Below are 11,626 nucleotides of genomic sequence, written 5' to 3'. Positions count from 1 at the left end.
GGGCGCCGCTCGACGGCACACATCTGCATTTGGCGAAGTGTTTGTTTTGACGAGGGTTTTGCGCTATAATCACGCGTTTTCTGTCCGAACACTTCTGGATTCACAAGGATTTAATATGGTCGTTATCCGCCTGGCTCGCGGCGGCGCGAAGAAGCGCCCGTTCTACAACATCGTTGCAACCGACTCGCGTAACCGCCGCGATGGCCGCTTCATCGAGCGTATTGGCTTCTACAACCCGGTCGCTGCCGAAGGCACGGAAGGTCTGCGCATTGCTCAAGACCGTCTGACGTACTGGCAAGGCGTTGGCGCACAACTGTCGCCGACCGTGGCTCGTCTGATCAAGCAAGGCGCCAAGGCTGCTGCCTAAGCTTTCAGATAGTCGAGCTGTACGCATTGCTGTCGGTTTGCCGGCGGCATGAGAATTGAACGGCGATGCCTGCTCCGGAGCAATCTAGAGCGGGCATCGCCGTGTGTTCGTCACAAGGTTGGATTGCATGGTTCGTTCCGCACGTGAGCGGGTACCGCTGAAGATCGGTGCTGAAGCGCGTCGCGCCTCAGGCATGCGCGCAGAGCAGGTGCTTGCCCCGGTGACCGAAGTCCCCGACGACCTCGTCGAGCTGGGGTACATCGGTGATGCCTACGGGATTCGCGGCTGGATCAAGGTACAGCCGCATACGGGGAAGGGCGAAAGTCTCTTGTCCGCAGAGTGCTGGTATTTCCGTCGCCCTGGCGCGCCGGAGTACACCAAAGCCAATGTGCTTTATAGCCGTGCGCATTCGGGAACCGTAGTCGCGCAATTGCGCGGCAGCGAAAACCGGACGGCGGCCGAGGCGCTCAAAGGGCTTCAGGTCTGGGTGCCGCGTAGCGCGTTCCCGAGCGCGGGTGAAGATGAGTTCTACTGGGTCGATCTGATCGGCGCCCAGGTGACGAACTTGCAGGATGAGTTGCTTGGCAAGGTTGTCGGTCTGCTGGATAACGGCGTGCACACCGTGTTGCGTGTGGCGTACGACGAACCTGCAGTCGATGGCAAGCCAGCGAAGACCGCTGAGCGGTTGATCCCCTTCGTTGGCCAATATATTCAGACCGTCGATGTCGAGGCGGGGCGTATCGTGGCTGACTGGGGTCTCGATTATTGAGATACCGATTGATCGCCCGGCCGTTATGGCGTCCGGGCACCTCTGGACGGAACCGGTCTGATGCAGTTTGACGTCGTCACGCTCTTTCCCGAGATGTTTCGGGCACTGACCGACTGGGGCGTCACCAGCCGGGCGCTCAAGCAGTCGCGCTACGGTCTGCGGTTTTGGAATCCGCGTGATTTCACGCATAACAATTACCGCACGATCGACGATCGTCCTTATGGCGGTGGTCCGGGCATGGTTATGCTCGCCAAGCCGCTCGATGATGCGATTGCCGCTGCGAAGGCTGCACAGGCGGAAGTCGGTGTGCCGCGCGGCCGGGTGTTGTTGATGTCGCCGCAAGGCAAGCCGCTGACGCATCGTCGGGTTGTCGAGTTGCGGGAGCAAGAGCAAGGGTTGATCCTGCTCTGCGGTCGTTACGAGGCCATCGATCAGCGTTTGATCGATCGCGTAGTGGACGAAGAGGTCAGCGTTGGCGATTTCGTGCTGTCGGGTGGGGAGTTGCCTGCCATGGCGCTGATGGATTCGCTGATCCGGCTGTTGCCGGGGGCGCTGAACGACGAGCAGTCGGCGGAGCAAGACAGTTTCGTCAACGGGTTGCTCGATTGTCCGCATTACACGCGGCCGGAAGAATATGAAGGCGTGCGCGTACCCGATGTCTTGTTGGGTGGGCATCACGCAGAGATTGAAAAATGGCGGCGTCGCGAGGCGTTGGCCAATACCTGGCACAAGCGCCCCGATCTGATCGAAAGCGCGCGTGCCAACGGATTGCTCAGTCGTGCCGATGAGGCATGGCTGGCAGGCCTACAGGTCGATTCGTCGGCCAGGTAGGTTCGGATGTCGTCATGGGGACGGCATTCGGTTTGACCCCATCCTCTGTCGGGGCCGGTTCGCCGGTATATAACGCCGACACGATGGCACTAGGAGTAGTAAATGAATCTGATCGCTAAGATCGAGCAAGAAGAAATCGCGCGTCTGACCGCGAACAAGACGATCCCCGACTTCGCCCCGGGCGACACCGTGATCGTCAACGTGAACGTGGTTGAAGGTAACCGCAAGCGCGTTCAGGCATACGAAGGCGTGGTGATCGCCAAGCGTAACCGTGGCCTGAACTCGGGCTTCATCGTTCGCAAGATTTCGTCGGGTGAAGGCGTTGAGCGTACGTTCCAGACGTACTCGCCGCTGATCGCCAGCATCGAAGTCAAGCGTCGTGGTGACGTTCGTCGCGCCAAGCTGTACTACCTGCGCGAGCGTTCGGGCAAGTCGGCACGTATCAAGGAAAAGCTCACGTTCAAGAGCAAGACCGTCGCTGCCGAGTAAGTCGGACGCCGCTATGCCCGACGACCTCGTGGTCGGGCACAGCAAAAGCCGCATGGAAAAAGCACCCTTCGGGGTGCTTTTTTCGTTTCGCTGCGTCGCATTTATGCGGTTGTGGCAGTGCGTCATAACGCGGGTATGCCGCGAATAGCCGTGTGAATCGTATTTTCTTTGCGGCCACGCGTTTTCAGCATCCTCGCTAAAATAGCGGAGTTAATCATCACCAAAGGTCTACGTGGCGCCACCTCTCATCCTGCATCCGGAAGCGTTACCCATCGTCTCGACGGGCGAGGGCGAGCCTGCGGTGCCGGCGGAGCGGTTGACCCCTTCAGCGTTGCGAGACCGTCTCGCCCGTCCCCCGATCTGGACTCCCGAGTCCGGTGTCGTCGAAGTTGTGTCCCCCACGTTGTTCACGCCGCGTGCCGCTGCGGTCCTGGTGCCGTTGGTCATGCGCCCGCAGGGAACGACCGTGTTGCTTACGAAGCGGACGCAGCACCTGAGCACGCATGCCGGCCAAGTGAGTTTCCCGGGCGGAAGCCGAGAGCCGGACGATCCCACGCCTATCGCGACCGCATTGCGTGAATCGCACGAGGAAATCGGCCTGGATGCCGGTGCGGTGGAGGTGATCGGAAGCTTGCCCGACTATGTGACGGGCACGGGTTTTCGCGTTGCGCCGGTCGTAGGGCTGGTCAAGCCGCCGTTTGATCTTGTGGCGGATACCGGGGAAGTGGATGAAATCTTCGAGGTCCCGCTGGATTTTCTGATGAATCCTGCGCATCACCAGATTCGCGTCTTCAACTATCAGGTCGGTGAGCGCAGGTTCTACGCCATGCCTTATCCAAAGGCCGCTGGCGGCGAGTATTTCATCTGGGGCGCGACGGCGGGCATGCTGCGGAATTTCTACCGTCTCCTGCGGGCCTGACGCGAAACGCGATTCCGAGGTGCGAAAGGTCCGCTGAAAACGGGATATGCGTGCGTCGCCAAGGCGCATGGGGCGGGCATTTGCGAGAAGCTGTGCTATCGTTACACCATTCCGTCTGGTGATCTGATCGCACGCATGACATTCTTCTCGGTACTCCTCGCGCTGATCCTCGAGCAGGTGCGTGCCCTCTCCACGCAAAACCCGATTTACAACCTGATTCGTTCCCACGCGGCTCACACCTCGCAATCTTTCGACGCCGGTCAACCGCGTCACGGCGTGCTCGCCTGGCTGGTCGTCGTGGTGCCGTTCGTGCTGGTTGTCGGCGTGGTGTACTACCTGCTGATGCGGGTCAATATTTTCCTGGGGTTCGCCTGGAACGTCCTCATCGTTTACCTGACGATGGGGTTCCGGCAATTCAGCCACTATTTCACCGACATCCACGTTGCGCTGAATAACGACAACGTGAATGAGGCCCGTGAAATCCTGCGCCAATGGATCGGTATCGATACCGTGGATATGCCGGTGGACGAGATCGTGCGGCACACGCTTTTGCATGCCGTGATTGCGTCGCACCGTCACGTGTTCGGCGTGTTCTTCTGGTTCTTGATGCCCGTGGGGCCAGCCGGCGCGGTCCTATACCGCCTCGCAGAGTATCTTTCGCGTCGCTGGACCGAGCCTGCGCCTGATCGCAGCCCGGCATTCGGTGCGTTCGCGCGCAAGGCCTTCTACGTGATCGATTGGGTGCCTGCGCGTCTGACGGCGATTGGCTTTGCAATCGTCGGCAACTTTGAAGATGCGATCTACGCATGGCGCCATTACGCCAAGCAGTGGCCTAACGAAAACGAAGGGATCTTGCTCGCTGCAGGTAGTGGTGCACTTGGCGCGCGTCTCACGGGGCCACTGGCGGAAGTGTCGAGTGTCGACGCGCTGAATCAGGGAGACGACGCCGTGCTGCCGGTCGGTGGCGAGTGTACGCCGCGTACATTGCAGGCCGCCGTGGGGCTGGTGTGGCGAGCCGTTCTGCTGTGGATGTTGCTATTGCTTCTGCTCACGTTGGCCGTCTGGCTTGGCTGACGCTTGGTAATACGACGCCACCAATGAGAAACCCCGCAAATGCGGGGTTTCTTGTTTTTCGGGAAGGCTTACGTCTGCAATCAATACGGAATCTGTTGCTCGGATTCGTGGACGAGTTGCGCGTACAGGGCGTGACGTTGCTGCGAGACGCGTCCGTCGGCTACGGCCGCCAGAATTGCGCAACCCGGCTCTTTCAGGTGATGGCAGTTATAGAACCGGCATCCCGTGAGTAGCGGACGAAACTCGGGAAATGCACGCTCCAGTGCGCCTTCCTTGAGATGATGCAGCCCAAACTCCTGGAATCCCGGAGAGTCGATGAGCAAACCGCCTTCCGGCAGATGAAAGATGCGCGTGAACGTCGTCGTGTGCTTGCCTGAGTTCAGTACGGTCGAGATTTCCCGTGTTGCAGCATCGGCGTTGGGTACGACCAGATTCACCAAGCTCGATTTCCCCATGCCGGATTGCCCCAGTAGCAACGACGCCTGATGCGCCAGACGCGGCAGCAACTGCGCCTTCGCCGCTTCCGGATCTGCGCGCACCGACAGTTCGAGGACTTCGTAGCCCAATGCACGATACGGTGCCAGACGCTCACGTGCCGCCGGTAACGCCTGCGTAACGTCGGTCTTGTTGAGCACGATCAGCGGGCGCAACTCGTTGGCTTCCGCTGCGACGAGCGCGCGGCCGAGCAAGTCCTCGCTAAAGTACGGCTCCGTCGCCAGCATGATCACCAGTTGATCGATGTTGGACGCAAAAAGCTTGCTCTTGAACTGGTCGGAGCGATAGAGGAGATTGCGACGCGGCAGAATTTCTTCGATGACGCCCTGATCCCCCGTACGTGCCCACGCAACTTCGTCACCGACGGCGATCTCGCTTTTCTTGCCGCGCGGGAAACAAAGCACCGTCTCACCGTCGTCCGCTTCGACGACGTAATGACGCCCGTGGGCCGCGGCTACGCGACCATGGCGTCGTTCTTGTGCTGTCGTCTCCGTGAGCGATGCCTTACCTTTGGCGCCGCGCTTCATGCGTGCCCCAACAAGCGATCGATGCGTTGCGACGCGGGAGGGTGGGAGTAATAGAACGCGGTGTAGACCGGGTCGGGCGTCAACGTCGACGCATTGTCCTGGTACAGCTTCACCAGCGCATTCACCAAATCGCTGGCTTGCGTCTGGCTGGCGGCAAAGGCGTCGGCCTCGAATTCGTGTTTGCGCGACGTGAGGCTACTCAGCGGGCTGGCAAAAAATCCGAACACGGGCAGGACGAGGAAGAAGAGTACGAGCGCCAGCGCGTTGTTGCTGCCTGTCATCGACGGCATGACACCGAGCTCCGTGTAAAACCAGGTCCGGCCGGTGAGCCAGCCGAGCAGGGCGAGGAATGCCAACGACAAGGCGAAGGCGACAACCAGCCGCTTGGTGATATGGCGGCGCTTGAAGTGTCCCAGCTCATGTGCCAGCACCGCTTCAATTTCGGCAGGCGAGAGACGCTCGATCAGCGTGTCGAAGAACACGATGCGCTTGGCGCGTCCGAAGCCGCTGAAGTAGGCGTTGCCGTGGGCTGAGCGCTTCGAGCCGTCCATCACGAACAGGCCACGTGCGGCAAATCCACAACGTTGCATGAGTCCCTCGATGCGTTGCGCGAGCGACACGTCCGAGAGCGGCTCGAATTTGTTGAACATCGGGGCGATGACGTGCGGAAAAATGAACTGCACGAACAGGTTGAACGCCACCCAGACCACCCACGTGTACACCCACCAGAGCGGGCCGGCGCGATCCATGAGCCAGAGCACGACAAACAGTAGGGGCAAGCCGAGCACGACACCCACGGCCGTCCCTTTCACCATGTCGGCAATAAAAAGGCCGAGCGACATCCGGTTGAAGCCGAACCGTTGCTCGATGACGAATTGCCGGATATAGGTGAAGGGCAGATCGACGATGCCGGAAATCAACAGGACCGCCGCGATCAGCGCAATTTGGCCGACGTAGCCTTCACCGAGCCATTCGGAGATGCCGATATGCAGCAGGTTCAGCCCGCCAAGCAGCGTAAAGGCGACCAGCAACACGGCCTGCGCGAAGATTTCGGCCATACCGAGGCGGGTGCGTGCCACGGTGTAATCGGCGGCACGCTGATGGTCGGTCAGTGTGATCGTGTCGGCGAATCGCTCGGGCACCGTCGCCCGGTGGGCGACCACATGGCGAACCTGACGGGCGGCCAGCCAGAGCTTGGTCATGACCATCGCCAGCAGGAAGATCACGAAGAGATAAGTGAACATGCGCTTTAGAAGAATCCGAAGTATGCGAGAATTATAAGTTCTTTCGACCGGTGAGGCGCCGTGCCGGTCGCCTACCGATGCGTTTTCCAGAGTCTTCCGATCATGTCCTCCCTTCCATCCCAAAATCCCACGCCTGCCGACGCCGAAACGACGCTTGCACGCGCCGAATTCAATTTGGTCTGGCTCGACATGGAAATGACCGGGTTACAGCCCGATAGCGACCGGATCATCGAGGTGGCGGTCGTCGTGACCGACTCGGCCCTGACGCGCCGCATCGAAGGTCCGGTGTTCGCCATTCACCAGTCCGACGCCGTGCTCGACGGCATGGACGACTGGAACAAATCGACGCACGGCCGCTCGGGGCTGATCGATCGCGTCAAGGCGTCGCCGGTGGACGAGGCGTCGGCGGAGGCGCAACTGATCGAATTCCTGAATCAGTACGTGCCGCCTAACAAGTCGCCGATGTGTGGCAATTCGATTTGCCAGGATCGTCGTTTCATGGCGCGCTACATGCCGAAGCTCGAAGCGTTCTTCCACTACCGGAATCTGGACGTCAGCACCCTCAAGGAGCTTTGCCGCCGCTGGGAGCCCGCCGTATACAAGGGCTTCACCAAGCGCGCCGCCCACACCGCGCTCGCCGATATCCATGAGTCGATCGACGAACTGGTGTACTACCGTGAGCATTTTCTGAAGACTTCCGTGCCGGGCACGCCCGTCTGAGAACTTCATCGGCACATAGACAAACGCCAGCGGATTCGCTGGCGTTTTGTTTTCTGGACTCAGGAGAGAAATGAGGGGAAGGCAGGTCGATCAGGCGGGTTTCGGTGCCCGAATCGCGCTCTTGGGACGGAACGCCTTGCAGACCGTCTCCTCGGTTTCGATATACGGGCCACCGATCAGATCGATGCAGTAGGGAACCGCGGCAAAGATGCCCAGCACGACCGATTTGCCCTCGGCGTCGCGCAAACCTTCAAGGGTTTCCTTGATGGACTTCGGCTGGCCGGGCAGATTGATGATGAGTGCCGCATGATCCGCCGTCTCGCGAATCACGGCGACCTGACGGGAAAGAATGGCCGTGGGCACGAAGCGCAGACTGATCTGGCGCATCTGCTCGCCGAAGCCCGGCATTTCCTTGGTGCCCGCGCGAAGCGTGGCTTCGGGCGTGACATCGCGACGCGCCGGACCGGTGCCGCCGGTCGTGAGGACGAGATCACATTGCATCGAATCGACGAGCTCGATCAACGTCGCAGTGATGCCTTCGGCAACGTCGGGAATCAGGCGCGTTTCGGCGACCCAGGGCGACGTCAGGGCGCTGCCCAGCCAGGCTTGCAGCGACGGAATGCCCTGATCTTCATAGGTGCCCTGACTGGCCCGGTCGCTGATCGACACCAGCCCTACGCGAAGTTCGTCCGGATGTGAGCGCGTGACCATCAGTAATCCTCGCGCGTTGGGAATTCCGGCAGATCGTTATCGGCGTCTTCCGAAGTTTCGGCCTCTGCCGAGCCGGTGCCCAGCAAATCCTTGAGTACCTGGAAGAGTTCGCGGAAAGCCTTGGGCGGCTTCTGCGTTGCCTGCTCCCGGCGGGCGTTACGAATCAGCGTGCGCAGTTGCTGAGCGTCTGCCGTGGGGTGCTGGGTGACCAGTTCGGTCAGCGCCTCGTCCTTGGCCAGCAAGCGTTCGCGCCAGCGTTCCAATGCGTGCAGCTTGGCGGTTTCTGCCTTGGAGACGCCCTTGATGACGTCCAGGGCACGTTGAATGGCCTCGATTTCCTTTTCGTCCAGCGTGCGCATTTGCTTGCCGACGTACTGCATTTGGCGGCGGCGGCCTTCATGCGCGGTGATCGTGCGGCAATCCCGGACGGCGCGTTCGAGGTTTTCGGGCATCGGCACGCGGGCGAGCGCGTCCTTGGCCAGGTTGACCAGTTCTTCGCCCAGATCCTGAAGGGCATGCGACTCGCGCTTGCGCTGGGATTTGCTCGGGCCTTCGTCGGAAAGCTCGCTGTGGGCGATACGGTTAAAGCGTTGAATGTGCGTCATAGCCGCTATTGTAACGCGGCGCGCGGCGTCCAAATAGTTGCCTGGGCTACGCACGACGGCGCGCAAGTCGCGCTAAGATGGCGGTTCCTATTCAGCCACTGACCGAATCGCGCCGATGTCCCAAGCGACCCAGCACTTCACGCATACCCAGGATCAACTCAAGGAAATCGTCAGCGACGTCTTGCAGTACGCCCGTTCGCTTGGCGCAACCGACGCCGCGGCCGAAATATCCGAGGGCGACGGTCTGTCGGTTTCGGTGCGGCGCGGTAAGGTCGAGACCATCGAGCGCAACCGCGACAAGCTGGTCGGCGTGACCGTTTTCATCGGCCAGCGCCGCGGTAACGCCAGCACGTCCGATTTCTCCCGCAAGGCGCTGCACGACACCGTCGACGCCGCCTACAACATTGCCCGTTTCACAGCAGAAGACGATTGCGCAGGACTCGCCGAGTCCGAACTGCTCGAAATGCACCCGCAGGATCTGTCGCTGTTCCATCCGTGGGACATCACGGCAGACGAAGCCGTCGAGCTGGCGCGGCGCGCCGAGAAAGCGGCGCTGGATGTGAGCCCTGTCATTCGGAATTCCGAAGGCGCAGGCGTCTCGGCCCAGCATTCGCAGTTCATGCTCGGCACGACGCGTGGCTTCCTGTCGGGTTATCCGTATTCCCGCCATTACCTGTCGGTGTCGCCGATTGCCGGTTCCGGCAGCCATATGCAGCGCGACGACTGGTATTCGTCCAAGCGCGCTGCGGGCGATCTGGCCTCGCCCGAAGCGGTCGGCCGGTATGCCGCCGAACGGGCGCTGGCTCGACTGCACGCTCGCAAGCTTTCCACGCGCAAGTGTGCGGTCCTTTTCGAGGCGCCGCTTGCTGCCGGACTGCTCGGGGCGTTCGTCCAGGGCGTGAGCGGTGGGGCGTTGTACCGCAAGGCGACGTTCCTCGTCGACACGCTGGGCAAGCCCGTGTTTGCCGATCACGTGGGTATTCACGAAGACCCGCACGTGCCGCGTGCCATGGGCAGCGCGCCGTATGACGAGGAAGGCGTGAAGACGCGTGCTCGTGATGTCGTTAGCGATGGCGTGGTGCAAGGCTACTTCCTGTCGACCTATTCGGCCCGCAAGCTCGGCATGCAGACGACCGGCAATGCCGGCGGTTCGCACAACCTGCGCATGTACAGCAAGCTGACGGCGCCGACCGATGACTTTCGCGCCATGCTGCGTAAGCTCGGCACCGGGTTGCTTGTGACCGAGCTGATGGGGCAGGGCGTGAACTATGTGACGGGGGATTACTCGCGCGGCGCGTCCGGTTTCTGGGTCGAGAATGGCGAAATCCAGTATCCGGTCGAAGAAATCACGCTGGCGGGCAATCTGAACGACATGTTCCGTCAGATCGTTGCGATCGGTGCGGACACGCTGGTGCGTGGCACGAAAGAGGTCGGGTCAATCCTGATTGAACAAATGACCATTGCTGGTCATTGATGCTGCAAAAGTCTGCGATGACGCCACAAACACGTTGCGTTTGTGCGCCATTGCGGGGCAAATGCTCAATTATCGTGTCAGTCTGAAGCGGTTTGCGATATGCTTAGGAGTTTTCTTAAGCCGTGGCTTAAGAACGGACACGGTAGTTAGGGTAACGGGCGCGCTCACAAGGCGCGCCTTCTCATAACTAGAGACTAGGTATTGGAGGAAGAGGACTCATGAAAAGCACCATGACCAAGTTGCTGAGCGCACTTGTTGCCACGGGGATGGTGGCTGCGGCCCACGCAGCCGATCTGAAGATCGGTGTTGCCGAGGCGCTGTCGGGCGGCGCGGCGCAGTACGGCGCTGCCATCAAGAACGGTTTCCAGCTCGCGGCTGACGAGATCAACCTGGCCGGTGGCGTCAACGGCAACAAGCTCGTGCTTCAGATCGAAGACGAGCAGGGCAAGAAGGAAGAGGCGATCAACGTTTTCAAGAAGCTGATCTTCCAGGACAAGGTGCTCATGGTGTTCGGTCCGACGCTGTCGAATTCGGCACAGGCTGCCGATCCGATCGCACAAGCCGGTAAGACGGTGGCCTTCGGCACGTCGAACACGGCTGACGGCATTACCTCCATTGGCGACTACATCTTCCGTAACTCGGTGACCGAAGCCGACGTGCTGCCGGAGACCATCAAGGTTGCGGCCAAGCACACGGGCATCAAGAAGGTTGCCGTGCTGTACGGTAACGACGACGTGTTCACCAAGAGCGGTTACGACAACTTCAAGAAGGCGCTTGAAGACCTGAAGATCCCGACGACGACGACCGAAACGTTCGCCAAGGGCGATGTGGACTTCAAGGCTCAGCTCACGAAGATCAAGGCCACCAACCCGGACGCCATCGTGCTGTCGGCGCTGATCGCCGAAGGCGCACCGATCATGGTGCAGGCGCGTCAACTGGGGATCAACGTGCCGTTCATCGGCGGCAACGGCATGAACTCGGTCAAGATCTTCGATCTGGCCAAGGGCAGCTCGGACGGCCTGTGGGTGGGTAGCCCGTGGTCGATCGAGAACAACACGCCGGCCAACACGAAGTTCATCGCCGCTTACAAGGCGAAGTACAACGTGGCGCCGGACCAGTTCGCCGCACAGTCGTATGACGCCATGTACATCGCGGCAGACGCCCTCAAGAACGTGAAGATTTCGGGCAATCTGGAAGCGGATCGCAAGGCACTGCGCGATGCGCTGCCGAAGGTCACGCATGAAGGCGCGACGGGCAAGTTCGCTTTCCGTCAGGCCATGGGCAAGAACGGCAAGCCGGCCGGCTATGACGCACAACAAGCACCGATCGTCAGTGTGACGAAGGGTGGCAAGTACGTCATCGAGAAGTAAGTAGCCCGGCAGTACTTGAAGAAGTCCGCAT

13 protein-coding genes are annotated in these 11,626 nt (G+C 60.6%); 9 read left to right on the top strand and 4 right to left on the bottom strand.

Going from position 1 to position 11,626, the window contains the following annotated elements:
* The first annotated feature begins 115 nt into the window (after window positions 1–115).
* The 6 genes from rpsP (at window position 116) to A9762_RS09305 (ending at window position 4,449) form a co-directional block, all read left to right on the top strand.
* A complete protein-coding gene (rpsP, locus tag A9762_RS09330) occupies window positions 116–367 on the top strand; it encodes a 30S ribosomal protein S16 (RefSeq protein WP_017234865.1) in 252 nt (83 codons plus the stop codon).
* Window positions 368–494: 127 nt separating this feature from the next.
* Window positions 495–1,136, top strand: a complete 642-nt coding sequence (gene rimM, locus A9762_RS09325) for a ribosome maturation factor RimM (RefSeq protein WP_069341761.1) — start codon at window positions 495–497, stop codon at window positions 1,134–1,136.
* A gap of 60 nt (window positions 1,137–1,196) precedes the next feature.
* On the top strand, window positions 1,197–1,967 hold the full coding sequence (trmD, locus tag A9762_RS09320; RefSeq protein ID WP_069341760.1) for a tRNA (guanosine(37)-N1)-methyltransferase TrmD: 771 nt from the start codon (window positions 1,197–1,199) through the stop codon (window positions 1,965–1,967).
* A 102-nt stretch (window positions 1,968–2,069) separates the two neighbouring features.
* Window positions 2,070–2,456: a 50S ribosomal protein L19 gene (rplS, locus tag A9762_RS09315; protein ID WP_069341759.1), complete on the top strand. Its 387-nt coding sequence runs from the start codon at window positions 2,070–2,072 to the stop codon at window positions 2,454–2,456.
* A gap of 232 nt (window positions 2,457–2,688) precedes the next feature.
* Window positions 2,689–3,375: a CoA pyrophosphatase gene (locus tag A9762_RS09310; RefSeq protein ID WP_069341758.1), complete on the top strand. Its 687-nt coding sequence runs from the start codon at window positions 2,689–2,691 to the stop codon at window positions 3,373–3,375.
* Between the two features lie 135 nt (window positions 3,376–3,510).
* On the top strand, window positions 3,511–4,449 hold the full coding sequence (locus A9762_RS09305) for a CobD/CbiB family protein (RefSeq protein WP_069341757.1): 939 nt from the start codon (window positions 3,511–3,513) through the stop codon (window positions 4,447–4,449).
* Window positions 4,450–4,529: 80 nt separating this feature from the next.
* On the opposite strand, the gene rsgA is transcribed toward A9762_RS09305, so the two are convergent.
* Window positions 4,530–5,471: a ribosome small subunit-dependent GTPase A gene (rsgA, locus tag A9762_RS09300; RefSeq protein WP_069341756.1), complete on the bottom strand. Its 942-nt coding sequence runs from the start codon at window positions 5,469–5,471 to the stop codon at window positions 4,530–4,532.
* Window positions 5,468–6,715, bottom strand: coding sequence for a M48 family metallopeptidase (locus A9762_RS09295; protein ID WP_069341755.1), 1,248 nt, complete (start codon window positions 6,713–6,715; stop codon window positions 5,468–5,470). Before A9762_RS09295 ends, rsgA begins: the two co-directional genes overlap by 4 nt.
* Before the next feature lie 102 nt (window positions 6,716–6,817).
* Between A9762_RS09295 and orn the strand changes: the two genes are divergently transcribed.
* Window positions 6,818–7,435, top strand: a complete 618-nt coding sequence (orn, locus tag A9762_RS09290; RefSeq protein ID WP_069341754.1) for an oligoribonuclease — start codon at window positions 6,818–6,820, stop codon at window positions 7,433–7,435.
* A 90-nt stretch (window positions 7,436–7,525) separates the two neighbouring features.
* Here orn and mog read toward each other — a convergent pair whose 3' ends face one another.
* Window positions 7,526–8,146, bottom strand: a complete 621-nt coding sequence (gene mog / locus A9762_RS09285; protein ID WP_069341753.1) for a molybdopterin adenylyltransferase — start codon at window positions 8,144–8,146, stop codon at window positions 7,526–7,528.
* Window positions 8,146–8,751 carry a ribosome biogenesis factor YjgA gene (gene yjgA, locus A9762_RS09280; RefSeq protein WP_069341752.1) on the bottom strand — a complete coding sequence of 202 codons (606 nt, stop codon included), beginning with the start codon at window positions 8,749–8,751 and terminating at the stop codon, window positions 8,146–8,148. The genes mog and yjgA overlap by 1 nt, the downstream gene beginning before the upstream one ends.
* A 115-nt stretch (window positions 8,752–8,866) precedes the next feature.
* On the opposite strand from yjgA, the gene pmbA reads away from it, so the two are divergent.
* Both pmbA and A9762_RS09270 read left to right on the top strand, forming a co-directional pair.
* Window positions 8,867–10,225, top strand: a complete 1,359-nt coding sequence (gene pmbA, locus A9762_RS09275) for a metalloprotease PmbA (RefSeq protein WP_139133145.1) — start codon at window positions 8,867–8,869, stop codon at window positions 10,223–10,225.
* A 218-nt stretch (window positions 10,226–10,443) separates the two neighbouring features.
* On the top strand, window positions 10,444–11,595 hold the full coding sequence (locus A9762_RS09270; RefSeq protein WP_069341750.1) for an ABC transporter substrate-binding protein: 1,152 nt from the start codon (window positions 10,444–10,446) through the stop codon (window positions 11,593–11,595).
* The last annotated feature ends 31 nt before the right edge of the window (window positions 11,596–11,626 follow it).

Source organism: Pandoraea sp. ISTKB (assembly GCF_001721285.1).
Lineage (GTDB): Bacteria > Pseudomonadota > Gammaproteobacteria > Burkholderiales > Burkholderiaceae > Pandoraea > Pandoraea capi.
Note: the sequence above shows the minus strand (reverse complement) of the source record. Positions and strands in the feature narration are given on the sequence as shown.